Annotated in this window: 16 protein-coding genes; 4 read left to right on the forward strand and 12 right to left on the reverse strand. The window is 29.7% G+C overall.

What is annotated here, in order from left to right:
* Positions 1-127 precede the first annotated feature (127 nt).
* The 7 genes from H9661_RS18700 to H9661_RS18730 form a co-directional block, all read right to left on the reverse strand.
* Positions 128-505 (reverse strand): CBS domain-containing protein, encoded by a 378-nt coding sequence (locus H9661_RS18700; protein WP_191770303.1) that lies wholly within the window; start codon positions 503-505, stop codon positions 128-130.
* 119 nt (positions 506-624) lie between these two features.
* Positions 625-1,026: a large-conductance mechanosensitive channel protein MscL gene (gene mscL, locus H9661_RS18705; protein WP_143316004.1), complete on the reverse strand. Its 402-nt coding sequence runs from the start codon at positions 1,024-1,026 to the stop codon at positions 625-627.
* 26 nt (positions 1,027-1,052) lie between these two features.
* A complete protein-coding gene (locus H9661_RS18710; protein ID WP_143316005.1) occupies positions 1,053-2,777 on the reverse strand; it encodes an oleate hydratase in 1,725 nt (574 codons plus the stop codon).
* Between the two features lie 388 nt (positions 2,778-3,165).
* Positions 3,166-5,139, reverse strand: coding sequence for a methyl-accepting chemotaxis protein (locus H9661_RS18715; protein WP_191770305.1), 1,974 nt, complete (start codon positions 5,137-5,139; stop codon positions 3,166-3,168).
* A 144-nt stretch (positions 5,140-5,283) separates the two neighbouring features.
* Positions 5,284-5,820 (reverse strand): 2'-5' RNA ligase family protein, encoded by a 537-nt coding sequence (locus H9661_RS18720; RefSeq protein WP_143316007.1) that lies wholly within the window; start codon positions 5,818-5,820, stop codon positions 5,284-5,286.
* A gap of 94 nt (positions 5,821-5,914) precedes the next feature.
* Positions 5,915-6,145, reverse strand: a complete 231-nt coding sequence (gene tlp / locus H9661_RS18725; RefSeq protein WP_143316008.1) for a small acid-soluble spore protein Tlp — start codon at positions 6,143-6,145, stop codon at positions 5,915-5,917.
* Between the two features lie 174 nt (positions 6,146-6,319).
* Positions 6,320-7,222, reverse strand: a complete 903-nt coding sequence (locus H9661_RS18730) for a chemotaxis protein (RefSeq protein ID WP_143316009.1) — start codon at positions 7,220-7,222, stop codon at positions 6,320-6,322.
* A 256-nt stretch (positions 7,223-7,478) separates the two neighbouring features.
* Between H9661_RS18730 and H9661_RS18735 the strand changes: the two genes are divergently transcribed.
* Complete coding sequence (locus H9661_RS18735; RefSeq protein WP_191770307.1) at positions 7,479-9,503, forward strand: M6 family metalloprotease domain-containing protein; 2,025 nt, start codon at positions 7,479-7,481, stop codon at positions 9,501-9,503.
* Positions 9,504-9,584: 81 nt separating this feature from the next.
* On the forward strand, positions 9,585-9,857 hold the full coding sequence (locus H9661_RS18740; RefSeq protein ID WP_143316011.1) for a DUF1294 domain-containing protein: 273 nt from the start codon (positions 9,585-9,587) through the stop codon (positions 9,855-9,857).
* Here H9661_RS18740 and H9661_RS18745 read toward each other — a convergent pair.
* Together H9661_RS18745 and H9661_RS18750 are read right to left on the reverse strand one after the other, a co-directional pair.
* Positions 9,854-10,729 (reverse strand): DUF6734 family protein, encoded by an 876-nt coding sequence (locus tag H9661_RS18745; RefSeq protein WP_143316012.1) that lies wholly within the window; start codon positions 10,727-10,729, stop codon positions 9,854-9,856. The two genes, H9661_RS18740 and H9661_RS18745, sit on opposite strands and share 4 nt — an antisense overlap.
* 22 nt (positions 10,730-10,751) lie before the next feature.
* Positions 10,752-10,937 carry a hypothetical protein gene (locus H9661_RS18750; RefSeq protein WP_143316013.1) on the reverse strand — a complete coding sequence of 62 codons (186 nt, stop codon included), beginning with the start codon at positions 10,935-10,937 and terminating at the stop codon, positions 10,752-10,754.
* Between the two features lie 133 nt (positions 10,938-11,070).
* Here H9661_RS18750 and H9661_RS18755 point away from each other — a divergent pair, with 133 nt between their 5' ends.
* On the forward strand, positions 11,071-12,042 hold the full coding sequence (locus H9661_RS18755) for a pectinesterase family protein (protein ID WP_191770309.1): 972 nt from the start codon (positions 11,071-11,073) through the stop codon (positions 12,040-12,042).
* Positions 12,043-12,111: 69 nt separating this feature from the next.
* On the opposite strand, the gene nrdG is transcribed toward H9661_RS18755, so the two are convergent.
* Together nrdG and nrdD are read right to left on the reverse strand one after the other, a co-directional pair.
* Positions 12,112-12,615: an anaerobic ribonucleoside-triphosphate reductase activating protein gene (nrdG, locus tag H9661_RS18760; RefSeq protein ID WP_191770311.1), complete on the reverse strand. Its 504-nt coding sequence runs from the start codon at positions 12,613-12,615 to the stop codon at positions 12,112-12,114.
* A 20-nt stretch (positions 12,616-12,635) separates the two neighbouring features.
* Positions 12,636-14,756, reverse strand: a complete 2,121-nt coding sequence (nrdD, locus tag H9661_RS18765; RefSeq protein WP_143316016.1) for an anaerobic ribonucleoside-triphosphate reductase — start codon at positions 14,754-14,756, stop codon at positions 12,636-12,638.
* Positions 14,757-15,007: 251 nt separating this feature from the next.
* On the opposite strand from nrdD, the gene H9661_RS18770 reads away from it, so the two are divergent.
* On the forward strand, positions 15,008-15,154 hold the full coding sequence (locus H9661_RS18770) for a hypothetical protein (RefSeq protein WP_191770314.1): 147 nt from the start codon (positions 15,008-15,010) through the stop codon (positions 15,152-15,154).
* A gap of 92 nt (positions 15,155-15,246) precedes the next feature.
* Here the strand turns inward: H9661_RS18770 and H9661_RS18775 are convergent, their stop codons facing one another.
* On the reverse strand, positions 15,247-16,194 hold the full coding sequence (locus H9661_RS18775; RefSeq protein ID WP_191770316.1) for a hypothetical protein: 948 nt from the start codon (positions 16,192-16,194) through the stop codon (positions 15,247-15,249).
* Positions 16,195-16,344: the final 150 nt, after the last annotated feature.

The raw sequence follows: 16,344 nt of genomic DNA on the forward strand, positions 1-16,344 counted from the left end.
GCTAATGGTTGGCACTATCAACCCCCATATCGGACTTTCACCGACTAGTACGTGCCCATGCTGGGCACACATAAATAAAGAAGAATTTCTAAGTGTAGAAATTCTTCTTTATCTATAAATCCAATCTTTATTTACTTTTCATAAAATAATCAACTAAATCTTCAACACTAATAGTTCCTATAACTTCACCATTATCAACTACAGGCATTGAATTAATATTATTTTTTCTAAGTCTTTCAGCTATAGAAAAAACATCATCTTGAGCTTCAGCGTAAATTACCGACTTAGACATTACCCACTCTACTGGACAACTATCATAATGACCTGGCGTTATCATAAATCTATATATATCTGCTTTAACAACCATCCCTACTAAATTATCTGAATCATTAACTACAGGTATACCATTAATATGAAGCTTGTCCATCATCTCTAAAACCTTATCTATGGTATCGTTTTCTTTTACTGTGTAATTTTCTGATTTAATAATACTTTTTATCTCCATAAAATTCTCCCCTTTTGCTTTAAAATACTAATATAAGATAAATTTTATCCTATATTAGCATTTTACTATATAATATATATTTTTAAAATAACTTTTTTGAAAATTTAGAATTTTTATATCTACTTATTTTTCAATAAATCTCTTATTTCTTGCAATAAAGTAACTTCCTCTCTTTCCTTTACTTCTTCTTCCTTTTTCTCTTCTGCCCTCTTTTCTCTCTTAATCTTATTAATTAAATTTATAAACATAAAAATAGAAAATGATACAATTAAAAAATCCACTACATTTTGAATAAAATTCCCATAGTTCAGTGTAACTGCTGGAATATCACCACTAGCTCCTCTAATTACGAATTTTAAATATGTAAAATTTACTCCACCAGTTAATGCTCCAACTATAGGCATAATTATATCATTTACCATAGAAGTTACTATCTTCCCAAAAGCACCTCCAATAACAACACCTACAGCTAAATCTATTACATTTCCCTTTACTGCAAATTCCTTAAATTCCTTTAACATATATATATCCCTCCAAATATTGAATTTTATCTATAAAGTGCTTTTAATGCATTCTTTAAGATCTTTGGATTTCTCTTATATGGAGTCACTTTACAGATTTCCTTATGCTTTATATTAAAGAGATTATATATAGCCATTCTTGCTGAACGAACCGAATATTCTTCAGTGAAAACAATATCTTCTGGAACTTCAACAAATTGTCCAATCATAGCAAAGTTTGTTGAGTTTTTTGGTACAACCTTTGGCCTATCGCTCTTTTTTCTTGGTTGAAATTGTGCACCTACGAAAGGCATCAAACATGGTATAACATTTACTACAGTCTCCATAACTGAATTAATTTCATTATCAAAATGCAGATGATGTAGTAGCTCTATTAAAATTTCTTCTCCAGTACATTCTCTCATTGATTTCTCAACATAGTTTCCTTTTTTATTAGTATATAAACCATATCCCCAGAAAACAGTTGTTTCAAGAGGTTGATTTTTAAAGTATGGCTGAGCTGGAATAACTATACTCATAAGCCAGTTTGAATCTTTAAAAGTTATTAATCCTCCACTGCCTGGAATATTATTAGTGAATTTTTCAATTAATTTTATTAATTTATTTCCTTTACAAGTTACAGTGAAACTTTCCCAATTTGTTTCATCTGGATTCATAAAAAATGGTTCAGGATTACCTAACCCTATTTTCTTTCTTGCCACCTTAATCCAAAGGTCAACTGACATTGGCACTCTTGGATTATAATCTGGAGCTTTTGAAAAATCTCCTATGGTAGTTGAATCAGTCATGCATCCATTTGTCATAATACATATATCTCCACTATTTAGTTTTATAACACTTTCACCCTTATCATTTTCTACGTGTATAGCAGTTACTGTAATATCTTCTCCTGGTTTAAATTCTAAATCTTTTACTCTAGTATCTTTAATAAATTTCACTCCATTTTTATCTAGATAAGCTTTTAATGGAATTATAATTGATTCATATTGGTTATATGGTGTATGTGTAACACCTTCTAATGTTTCTATACGTGAAACTTCTCGAATCATTCTTTCCATGTAACGTTTAAATTCAAATATACTAGACCATTTTTGAAAAGCAAATGTTGTTTGCCACATAAACCAAAAGTTACTTTCAAAGAAATGAGGGGTATCATCAAACCATTCTTCTATAGTCATTTCATCTAAACTTTCTTCTGAAGTCATAATTAATTTACCTACTGCTAAACGATCAGCGTTATTAAGTCCCATACTCTTTACATCTTGAATCACACCATGCTTATCTATTAATCTTCCTTGAGCATGGGTTGGATGTAAATGATCAAAATTCAGTATTTCCTCAGTTACACTTTTTCCTTCTAGCTCCAAGGATGGGATACTAGAAAATAGTTCCCAAAAGTTTTCATAGGTTTCCTCGTTTAACATTCTGCCACCACGAGAAAGGAAACCAGAAATTTCATCACCAGAAGCATCATTACTTCCTCCAAATACACTAAGTCCTTCATAAATATGTATATTTTCTCCTTTGAAATTACAATCCCTTATAAGATAAGATGCACCAGCTAATGATGATAAGCCTCCACCTATGAAATATACCTGTTTATCTCCATAATTTATTCTTAGCTTTCCAAGTTCCTCTAACTTTTTATTATCCCTTATTTTCTTAGCATTTATGGTAGCTGCAGTTGCTGCTATACTTGCTACTGCACCTAATGCAATTAATATATTTTTTCTATTTGTTTTTTTATTCATATAACTCTCCCCTCTTTCTTTTTTAATTTCTATAGTTATAGTTTTTTTTAAATAGCTGGTAATTATACAGATTCTATATTAATAAAAAAAGATTAGGTAACATTTTAGTATGCTCCCTAATCTTCTAATAATTATATATCTCTTATTTGTTATCTGCTAAGTTAATGGTTTTTCTGAAATAACATTCTTTCCACTATTTAATGCTTTTAAAACATAATCATAATTTAAATTTATTCTTTTATGCACTTATTACTATAATATTATTTCTATATATTCAGATATAAATTCTACTTTTATTCGTTTATAAACTTAAGTATAAAATTAAAGTAAGCTCTTTTTAAGAGTAATTAAAAAATACAAGAGCATGTTGACTCTTGTATTTTTCATATTAGAATTTAAATTTAGAAACTTGCTCTTTAAGAATATTTGCCATATCCTTTAATTCATTTATACTATGTACGAATTCATCTGTTGAAGCTGAAACTTCTTCTGCAGATGCTGTTACCTCTTCTGTACCTGCAGCTGTTTCCTCTAATATAGATGAAAGATTTTCAACTTGGTTAACAACTTCATCCTTCATAGTATTTATAGATTCTGCTCCATTAACTATTAAGTTAAACTTATTAGACAACTCTTCTACAGAAGATACAATTTCTGTAAATATTTCTTGTGATTCTGCTACTGCTTCTTCTTGAGTATTAACAGTATTTGTTGTATTAGCCACCTTTGCTACCGCTAATCTTGCACTATCATTTATTTCATTAATTATTTCATCAATTTGTTTTGCTGAAATTGCAGTCTCTTCTGCAAGCTTTCTTACTTCTTCTGACACAACTGCAAAGCCTTTTCCTGCTTCCCCAGCTCTAGCAGCTTCTATAGCAGCATTTAATGCCAAAATACTTGTTTCTTCAGTAATAGATCTTATTGCCTTATTTATTTCTTCTATTCTGCTAACACTATTAGAAACTTCAGATACAACTTTACTTACTTCTTCAGTGCTCTTCTTCGTCTCATTAGATTTGTCCATAACTGTTTTTACAACAGATATTCCTTTTTCTCCTAGACGATTAGTTTCTTTAGCCATATCATTAATACGATTGATTCCATCCTTTATCTTGTCCATTCCATTAGATAAAGAATCCATATTACCAGAAATATTTTCAAGACCAGTGGCTGATTCCATTGTACCTGATGATATTTCTGTTATTGTATTAGAAACTTGTCCCATTGAAGATGCTATATCCTCACTCATATCAGCAGAATTATTAGTATTTTCATTTAACTTCTTAACTGAGTCATCCACTTGCCTAATTAAAGTTGAGATATTTGATCTCATTTCATTAAAGCTATGTTCCAAAACTACAAATTCCTCTGTTTCACTGTGAATATGTATATCCGAATCAAATTCACCTTTAGCAGCCTTTTCCATTCCAACCTTAAGTATATTAATACTCTTACCAACTTTTCTTGCTACATATACAGATATTAATGAAGATATAATTATTAATATTATAAGTATTACTATGGTAGTAATTATATCTCTTTTTTCATCTTGTCTTAACTCACTAGAAGGTATCTTTAACATTAACTTCCATCCTGTTATCTCTGATGTATCATAATGACCTTCATATTTTGTCCCATTATAATTGAAGTTTAAATTTCCCTCATTGCTATCAAGCACATTATTCCATATTTCATATTCTTTTGGCTCCTGCCCGCCAATCTTACTCATATCACTATTAGAAACAACAAGTCCATCCTTATCCGCGATAATTAATTCCCCTGTTTCTCCATATTTTATACTTGACAATTTATCCGCTAACCCATTTAAATCTATATCAATACACATTACACCAATTACACTATTATCTTTAAAAACTGCTTTATAAATAGTAGTTGCAAATTTTCCTGTAAGTATATCTTGATAAGGACTATGTATTACATATTTACTTTTATCTGAAACTGAATCTTTATACCAAGGCTTAATTCTTGGATCATATCCTGCTGGCAATTCATTATTAAGCACTTGAGTCATAGAACCAGTTTTTTCATCAGCATAGTAAATATTTAATATGCTATTATCATTATCTTTTAATAGTCCCATTTCTTCTTTTAACTTTTGCAAATCAGTAAAGCTACCATTTCTTATTACTGTTTCTAAAGTATCTTCGTAACCTTTAATTCTTTCCTCTATGGTATCTTTAGCTATACTCATTAATAATGTTCCATTATTAACAAAATTGCTTTGTGTATTTCTACTGGTAGCCATTCCGGATGTAACCCCCATAACAATTACCGGCAAAGCAGCTAATGATATTATTATTGCCATTAGCGTAGCCTTTAAACTTTTCTTTTTTCTCATGTTCTCACCTCGTAGTAATAATTTTATCTATTGCTACAATATTATACACCCTTTTACCTATTTTCGCCAATATTTTTAACAGTATATTATCATATTGGTACATAAATTTTAACTTTTACATTAATATACTCATAATCAATTATTTTACAAGAGTTTCAAATTATATTCTTTAAAAACTTTCCAAGTATTATCCTCCCATTTGTATATTACTATATTATCAAAATAGCAATCATTAAAATCACATAAGTTTTCATTAACATATCCCCATACTTTATCATAAATTGGTCCTAAATTTTTTGATGCTATTGTTACGTGAAATATCTTATTCTTACCATCTTTTTTATCAAATTTGATATATGGAATTAAACTCATTTCTGAAATTAATCTATCATGAAGAGCCTTACCTTCCTTTGACATATTTACATTCATATAAATAACTCTTTCATTAAAATGCCCATATCCATCTATTTCATACTTTTGAGCTTTCTCTTTTTCACAAAATTTTTCTAGTACATTCTCTAGTAATGATATATCTCCACAATATTCAAAAGGAGCTTTTATTGTAAAGTGAGCTGGTAACTTAGATGATTTAGCTTTAAACCTTTGCCATACTTCCTTTCTCAAGTCATTATTGAATTTTCCCGCTTCACCTTTTACTAAAGATACAACCACATATCTCATATAGATTCCTCCATAAAATATTTATTATTTTCTATAAATATTAAAACTAGTATAATTAAAAATAAAAGCAGCTCCTTCAAGCTGCCTTTTTATTTTAATGTTCTATACCTACTTTTTCATTTATAGCCTCGTCTTTAATTTCTGATCTCATTCCATCAAGAGCTTCTTCTCTTCTTTTATTTTTTTCAGTAAGATCCACCTTCGTCTTTCTATCATCTGTTTTTTCAATCATTTCTTCACCAAGATGAATATTTTTAATAGTATTTGAAATATTATGTTGAATTCTCTCCACATTGTCTCTTCTGTCATCTGGTTTATTTTTCATAAGTTACATCTCCTTTTAATATAATATTAATACATTAAAAATCATATTCACTTCTTATTATTTCTATCTACATTTTTATTATGTACAAAATTACAAATTACTCTTCTCCTATTTTTTCAAAAACAAAAAGACATATAACTTCAAAAGAAATTTTATGTCTTTTAGTATAACAATTTACACGTTTAATAGCTTGTCTATAGTCTCAACAAGTTCTTCTATCTCTGGTTTGCTCAACTGCGCATCTGCCTTAACTGATTCACCTTTATGTCTTAACTCATCTGTTATTAATGATGAGAATATTACTACTGGTAACTTACTTAAAACAACATCTTCTTTTATTTTTCTTGTAAGTGTAAGCCCATCTAATTGTGGCATCTCAATATCTGTAATAACCATTTGAACATCTTTAGTAAAGTCTTCTCCTTTTTTGTCCTTTAAAGCATTTAAGAAATCAAGTGCTTGTTGTCCATCATCAAAAATTCTTAAATCTTTGAAACCAGCCTTTGTTAAAGTCTCCTTAAGAAGTCTTCTGATTAATGGAGAATCATCTGCTAAAACTAACTTTACATTAGATCTATCTTTATAATCTACATCAACTAGTCTATCCTCGCTAATTCCTGTATTTGGAGAAATATCTGTAACTATCTTTTCAAAATCTAACATAATAATTAATTTTTCACCTAATAATATATTTCCAACAGATAATGTATCTTCAACTAATTCATCCGGTTTTCTTATATCACTCCATTTGATTCTATGAACTGCTACTATATCATCTATATTAAAAGCAACTTTAATTTTATTAAATTCACATACTATTACCTTTTTACCAAGTTTTCCTGCATTTCTCTTAGTTAAAATATATTTTAAATCAATTAATGTAAGAATTTCATTTCTACAAAGAATAAGTCCAGCTATTTCAGGCTTAGGATCTGGTAATGTTGTCAATCCACTTGCTGGCATTTCTATTACTTCTTTAACTTTTACTACATTTATTGCATAATGAGTACCATTAGCAATAAATTCAATAACTTCTAGTTCTCCAGTACCTGATTCTAATAAGATATTATTATTCATACTCTCTACCCCTTTAATTTTTATATTTTATTATCGACAGTCTATATTAATTCTTTATATCACTTATTATACAATATAATTTTAATATTGTCTTTCACTTAAATTTACCTTAAATTCCCTTGATATATATTGTATATTTTACCTTAATTATGTATATTGTTATTGCAATTTCATTAACTTTCGACATGGAAAGGGGGAATATTCTATTTTTTCTACTTATGAATAATTGCACAATATACATTTAGGAGGTTCAATAATGAACAAATTCAAAAAAGCATCTTTGCTATTTATCATATCTGGTTCACTTTGCTTAGGGACAAGCCTTTACGCTAGTGCAGCACCTGTCCATGATAAATTATCCACACTTAAACAACCTGATAATACTGAAGTAAAGGTTAAAATCACTGGAGATGAATATTATCAACAGGTAGAAAGTTTAGATGGGTTTACTCTTTGCAGAAATTCTGATGGTTGGATCTGTTATGCATCGCTAAATAACGACAATACTGATCTTGTAGCTACAGATAAAGTATATGACGGTACTGATAAGAATGAAAAAAATTCATTTTTTGATAATATCTTTGGAGAAAGTAAATCTGTTAATAAAACTAAACATTTAAAGATATCTAAAGAATCTGAAGAAGAAAAAAGAGAAGATGTAAAAAAGGATATTCTTTCAAACAAAACTATTTCTCAAGCAAAATCTGCCCCTAAGGCATCAGCAAGTGGTAAGATAAACGGATTAACAATTTTAGTTAACTTCCCTGATAAGGATAGTGATATATCTGGGGAAGAAATAAATAACTTCTTTAATCTACCTGGTTACACAGGATTCTCCAACAACGGGTCTGTTAGAGATTTCTTTTATGATGTTTCAGGTGGAAAAGTAACTTATACAAATACAGTTACTACATTTTATACAGCAAAACATAATAAATCGTATTATGACAATGAAAATATAAGTGATTATAGAACTTCTGGCGAACTTGCAAATGAAGCACTAAACTGGCTTAAGTCTAATGGATTTGATTTTTCAACCTTAACTACAGATTCAAACGGATACGTTAAAGGAGTTAATATTCTTTATGCTGGAGAAGCTGATTGCGGATGGGCAAAAGGATTGTGGCCACATCAAGATTATCTTAGCAATGTATTTACTGCTAATGGTGTAAACATTCAAAGATTTGAATTAAGTAACATAGGTTCTGATTTGTCTCTCTTCACTATCTGCCACGAAAATGGACATCTTCTTTTTGAATATCCAGACCTATATGATTACACCTATAAATCAAATGGATGCGGTGCATATAGCCTTATGTCTAATGTTACAGATGTAAAGAATCCTGAACCACCTGATCCATATTGTAGAAATATTATGACAGGATGGAATACTACCCTTAATCTAAACTCTTACAGTGATAACTCTACAATAACTGCTACTTCTAACGGAAATGGTAGTCAACCAGTATATAAATGGTCAGGAAATAATCCAAAGGAATATTATTTAATTGAGAATTTACAAAAGACAGGTAGATATTCTTCCCTTCCTGATTCAGGATTAATGATATGGCATATTGATGAAACTGGAGATAATTCAGACTATGGTAATACCCACCATAATAAAGTTTCAGTTGTACAAGCTGATAATAAATTTGAAATAGAAAAAAATATAAACGGCGGAGCATATGGTGACTTATTCCACACTGGCTTTAACAACACATTTAATAACACAAGTAGTCCAAGCTCTAAATGGTTTAATAATACATCTTCAGGATTAGATATTTCAAACATTAGCGATATTGGTGATAATATGACTTTTGTTAAATCTGCTGGCACTGTTGTAAACCCAACTTTAAGAAACATAGCATCTAAAGCTACTATAACAACTTCATATTGTTCTCCATGGGAGACTACTGCAGCACTAAATGATGGTTTTACACCTACAAATTCTAATGATAGGAACCATCCTGTTTATGGCAATTGGCCAAAAACTGATACTCAATGGGTTCAATACGCCTTTGATAAAGAGTACACTATTTCAAAAACTGATATTTATTGGTTTAAAGATAATGGCGGTATAGATGTTCCATCTTCTTATAGAATAATGTATTGGGATGGTAGCAATTGGCTTGATGTTCCAAACGCCTCTGGCTTAGGTATCTCACCAAATAAATTTAATACAACAACCTTTGCTCCAATAAAGACAAGTAACATAGCAATTGAAATGAATTCTAACAATTCTGCATCAACTGGTATCCTTGAATGGAAAGTTTACGCTTAATTTATATGGTATAATATAATAAAAATAAGTAGTTATAGGTGGATTTTTTCCACCTATAATCTATATTTAAAGGAGTAATTTATGTTAATCTTAATATTATATTTTATTGCAATTAATTTTATAGCTTGTTTAGCCATGTTTATAGATAAGCAAAAAGCTAAACATAATAAATGGAGAATAAGCGAGGCTAATCTTTTAACTTTATCCATCCTCGGAGGATCAATTGGTATGCTTTTAGGTATGTCTTTTTTTAGACATAAAACTAAGCACAAAAAATTTACTATTGGAGTTCCACTAATTTTAATTACTGAAATATTAATCGCTCTATATTTAATGGAAAAATGTTCATATTAATTACTTTTAGCTATTTTGTAATAACGATTTAAACTTTCCACATTTGCTATAACGCCCTCATATTCTGGAAAGTCCTTAATAATACGCCTTATACATTTAACGCAGAACTGAACCCTCTTTTTAAAATCTTTTCTCATGACATCTTTATAACCCCATATATGAGAAAAGTAGTTCTGCTTTCCATTTGTTAAGTCTTCTAAATTCATAAATTCATAAGACTTCTTATTCATCTTTTCTGCACATATTGAAAATAATCTTTGCTCTGCAAATACCATATTTACTAGTCTATCACTACTTGCTGCTACTCCTTTCATAAACTTTATTGAAGAATTTACATAGTACTTCTTAAATTCATCATTTGAAATATATGTTAAGGCGGTATTTGAAGGTAACACACTCCAATCCCAATCTTCATCAAACTTATAGCTTTCCTTCATGTTAAAATAACTTTTATCTGGATAAACCTCATTAGATATATTTTCCTTATGAATTGCACATATATCCATACCAACAAGTTTTTCTTTTAAGCTTCTCCATACAATAAAATCAGTATCTATCATTACACAAGGCACTTTCTGATGCCTTAAAGCATATATTTTTCCTGCTGCCCAAAATATATTAGAGTCAATATCATTATCTATATAATCATCTAAATTATCATCTATTCCTAAATCCCAAATAGAACAAATACCAATCTTATTATAATAATTAGCACCTCTCCTATCGGTTACCATCTTAATCCTTCCATTATTCTGCCTCCACTTTAAGGCAGATAAAATTGTAGTTAAGATTTCAAAATCTTCAATATAGTAATCCTTATCTTTATTTACTTTAAAAAACGGTAAAGTCCAATTAGAATGAAATCCATCCATCACTATTTTACAATCCCTTCTTCTATATAAGCTCTATGCCATATCCACCTAAATAGTCTCCATAATATTCTTTAAATTCTGAGCTCTCTTCCTTTTTGGCTTCGTTATAAATATATTCCTTAATAATTAAATATCTTTTCAATTCATCTTCATTTTTTATTATGTTGCCATCTTCCATAACTAATGGGAATTTAATTTTTTCTTGCATAAATCTTGTCCCCTTTTTTCCTTCTTAAAGTAATGATATCACTTTATTGGTTAATTTTACATATAAATTAATGTGCAATTTTCAACAATTAGTTATAATATATGTATATAACAATTTGAAAGAGGTATAAAAAATGATAACTATATCTAAAGATGGAACAGGTGATTATAATAACATAAATGATGCAATTAACTCTATTCCAAAAGATAACAAGAGCCTTATTGAAATCTTTATTAAAAAGGGAATCTATAAAGAAAAGATTTTTATAGACACACCTTTTTTGACACTTATAGGAGAAGATCCAAAGGAAACAATAATAACTTACGATGACTATGCAAAAAAAACATTTTCAACCGGCGAAGCTTACAGAACATTTAATACTTATACAATCTTTATTGGAGCTCATAATTTTACAGCAAGAAATTTAACCTTCGAGAATTCAGCAGGTTCTGGAGATGTTGTTGGACAAGCCGTAGCTGTTTATGTAGAAGGTGATAAAGCTAAATTTAAGAATTGCAAACTACTTGGAAATCAAGATACCCTATTTACTGGTCCTCTTCCACCAAAACCTATAGAGGGAAATAATTTTGGTGGTCCTATGGATGGAAAACCTAGAATTGTAGGAAGACAATATTATGAAGATTGCTATATAGAAGGAGATATAGATTTCATTTTTGGATCTGCCACTGCTGTATTTAATAGATGTGAAATATTTTCAAAAGATAAACAATCTAAAATTAACGGTTATGTCTCTGCAGCCTCTACTGTAGAAGGAAAAGAATTCGGATATGTATTTATAGATTGTAAGCTAACGAGTGATGCTCCAAAAGAAACTGTATATCTAGGTAGACCATGGAGAAACTATGCAAAAACTGTTTTTATTAACTGCTATCTTGGTGAGCATATATGTAAAGAGGGCTGGCATTCTTGGGACAAGCCTACCGCAGAAAAAGAAGCCTTCTATGCTGAATATAATAGTTATGGCCCTGGAGCTTCTAATGAAACTAGAGCTCCTTGGTGTCATATTTTATCTGAAGATGAAGTAAAAAAATACTTACTATCAAATATTTTTAAAGGAAATGATAGCTGGAATATATATGATTAGCTTTTAATAAAAAGCTAATAGTAAAAAAGATGTTTAAAGAGCTTTTAACATCTCTTTAAACATCTTTGATTAAATCTTTTCTATTAGAACAACTCTATTTTCTTTCATAGACTTAACTGCATCTATTACTCTTTGATTTTCAGAACCTCTGTATTTTAAGCTTATATTTCTTTTACTTATTTCAAATCTTCCATCAATAAGAACATCTACAAGACTTAAAATTTTCTTTTTCTTATCATCATTCATAATCTGTTGAAATGTATATCCTGACCAAAGCCAAATTGTTTTACCTGTTTCTTTTTTCACCCTAGTTAAAAGATCAAATAAGTCAGAATCCATTGTTTGTTCCATGGGCTCTCCCCCAAGTATGTTAACACCATATACATTAGGATTTTTTACATAAGATATAAATTTTTCTTCAAGATCCTTACTCCAAACATTACCATGATTAAAACTTTGTAAATCTTTATTGAAGCAGCCTTCACAATTATTAGTACAACCAGTTACAAAAAGAGTAGTTCTAACATTAGGTCCATTGGACACATCAAATTTTCTTATTTCTGCATATTTCACCAAAACACCTTCTTATAAAATTATAAGTGTAAAACTCTATCTCCTATTTCTGCAGTTCTTCCCTTATTCCAGAAATTCGTACCAATATAGCCACAAGTTCTTCTCATAACTTGCATATCACTTTCGTCTCTATTTCCACAAGAAGGACAATACCATTCTAAGTTTTCATCTAACTTAATTTCACCTGTATATCCACATTTATAGCATATATCTGGTTTAGTATTGATTTCTGCATATTGAATATTCTCATATATAAAATGAATAACTTGCTCAATAGCCTCTAAATTTCTACTCATATCTGGAACTTCTATATACGAAATACATCCACCTAAACTTATGTTATGGAATTGAGATTCAAACTTAAGTTTGCTAAATGCATCAATTTCTTCACATACATGAACATGATATGAATTTGTGTAATATAACTTATCTGTAACACCAGGAACTTCTCCGTATTTTGTCTTGTCTATCTTACAGAATCTATATATTAGATTTTCTGCTGGAGTTCCATATAAGCTAAATCCAAGTCCAGTTTCTTCCTTCCACTTATTGCATGCTTCTGTCATATGATTCATAACATCTAAAGCAAACTTCTCACCTTCAGGAGTCGTATGACTTACCCCAAGCATCGCTTGTACCATTTCGTGTATACCAACATATCCAAGAGATAATGTAGAATACCCATCCTTAAGAAGTTTATCTATCTTCTCACCCTTCTCAAGCCTTGCTATAGCACCATGTTGCCAATGTATTGGTGATACATCTGAAGTCGTACTAAGTAACATATTATGTCTAACAAGTAATGCTTCCTTACATAGCTCTAGTCTTTGATCTAGCATATCCCAGAATAATTCCATATCTTTTTCAGCAATAATACCTATTTGAGGTAAATTTAATGACACAACTCCTTGGTTGAATCTTCCATACCACTTATAATTTCCATTTTCATCTTTCCATGGACTTAAGTGTGATCTACATCCCATTGGAGGGAATGTATTACCTTCATAATTCATCCTCATAATTTTAGCTGATTGATAGTCTGGTACTAATCTCTTAGCGGTACACTCAGCTGCTAGCTTTGTTATGTAATCATATTTTCCACCTTCAAGACAATTATGTTCATCTAATAAATACACTAATTTAGGGAAAGCTTCTCCAATTTCTTGTCCTTTATAGTTCTTCATTCCTGCAAGTCTTTGCCTAATCATCTCTTCACAGATTAAAGCCATTTCCTCTTCATACTTATGCCCTACTTCTACCTCAAGATAAATCGTACCAAAAGGGGATTGTCCATTTGTAGTTTGTAAAGTCGATAATTGATATCTTATAGTTTGAACACCGTCTTTTAAATCCTTAAGCTTCATATCTTTAGCTAATTCTTTAGCTAAATTCTCATCTTTATATTTTTCTAAATAGAATTTATAGAACTTTTCTTCTGTAACTTTAAGATATTTAGCTAAGTGCTTGATTGTTATACTTTGACCACCATACTGATTACTAGCTACCTGAGCTATTATCTGAGTAGTAACTGTACAAGCAGTTCCAAAAGACTTTGGAGACTCAACTAATTTATCATTTATTACTGTTCCATTATCAAGCATATCCTCTAAATTTATTAGACAGCAATTAAAAATAGGTGACAATGTATAATCCATATCATGCCAGTGAATAATTCCCTCATCATGTGCTTGCACTAAATGTGAAGGTATTAATCTTCTTCGTGAAATATCCTTAGATACCTCTCCTGCAATTAAATCTCTTTGTGTTGCTGCTATAACAGAATTCTTATTGGAATTTTCTTTCATTACATCTTCGTTAGTTTTACTAAGTAAAGATAAAATACTTTCATCTGTTGTATTTGTATTTCTTTTAAATTCTTGCACAGCTCTATATCCTTCGTAAGCCTTTGCTGTAACAGATTGACCATAGTGTACTAATCTATCATAAACATAACTCTCAATCTTATAAATAGTTGGAGTTTCCTCTTCTTTATCAAACTTCTTTTCTGCATCATTAGCTATTAATCTAGCTATATCTGGCAAGTAAATACCGCTACCATTTTTCATAGCTTTTATAACAGCATCTCTTATCTTTTGTTTATTAAATTCCACCGTGCTACCATCTCTTTTAATAATTTTCATGTACACCATTTCCTCCCATTAGTTATAGTTTGAGCTTAATTTCTCTTATACAACTTTAACTGATTTGATGATTTATTATACACCAATTCTTTTTTCTTTGCATTTTAAAAATTTGCTTATCTTACTTAAATTTACAGTAAAAATCTTATGAAATATCTAAAATACTCAGATTGTAAAAATAAATTTTTTTATATTTTATTCTTAATTGGATAATCTAATACAGAATAAATATTTTTAAAGGAGGTGTTAATATGGACAACAAAAATAATTTTTCTTCTACAAAAAAAATCAAATCTGACCCAACTTCAAATAATTATTCAAATAAAATAAATAGCAAAGCTCATGAAAAAAGTCCTTTTGGCGAAAACGAACCCTCAAACAATACAACTTACAAATAATATTTTTATAAAAATAAAGCATAGGAATAACCTATGCTTTATTACTAAATTAAATTTTATATTTGTAATACCTTAACTTCATTTATTATATATTACAAATTAACATCTCTTATCTCAGTCTTAAAATTTCTTTCTCTATATGTTTTTGATATATATGAAACTGATCCTACTAAAGTTAAAAAATATCCAATCGCTAGATCTTGGAAGAAAGCACTAGAAACACTTGAGTTTTCTAAAAAAACTGGCACTGATTCTATAGAACTTAAAATAGTAAATCCATCTAACTTATAAGTATTATATATTTCCAAGCCCAAAGACATATATTGAGCTAAAAATACTGCTATTATAGTTATTACCGAAGTTACAACTATACCTATTATATTCAGTTTCCCTCCGAGCTTTTCATAACCTACTATGCTACATACAGCAATAGCTAGTCCACCTATAGCAGCTATATATCCTAGTTGATATATTATAATCCAAACTATCGATCCTATTAAAGCCCCAATAAAAGAACCTATTACTCCTCCAAGAATATTACTTCTCTGCCCCCTAAGAGCCTCCTTGTTTCTTTCCAATGACTCTTTAAACTCTAATTTACATTCACCGCAACATGATACTATCACACCATTAACAAACGCTGGACTTAGTTCATTATTTTCTCCACAAACTTCGCAGCACCTTACAAAATTATTTTGCACACAAAAATCAATTATTTCATTTATTATAGATAAATAAACTTTTGTCCTATTGTTCCATCTAAATCTAGGTGCATAATTTAAAGCTATTCTATAATCTTCGTAATTAGCTAAAGATATTGATTTGTATTTTTTTCTTAATGTTTTAAGGAACTCATTAATCCTATCTACTCCAAATCCTTCTGCACACTTTACTGGTACTATTATATATGATCTACCATATAGATTCAAAGAACCTATTGATAGACTATATCCCCTATAATAGCCAGTTAAAACACCTTCCTTTTTCAAATAGTTTAATTGCATTTCTTCTTTTAGTTCTTTTAAAATCTTTTTCTTCATCGTTATTCACCCTCCAGTGGGTAATTATACCAACTAATGAGTTGTATTGCAATAATAGCCTTTTCTCCCTATAAAAAAAGGAGCTGTCTCCAAATGATTTAAAATCATTTGTCGGAGACGGCTCCCTTTTTTGAATTTGAAGAAATTATT

The sequence above is a fragment of the Clostridium cibarium genome (genome assembly GCF_014836335.1).
In the GTDB taxonomy this organism is placed as follows: Bacteria; Bacillota; Clostridia; order Clostridiales; family Clostridiaceae; genus Clostridium; species Clostridium cibarium.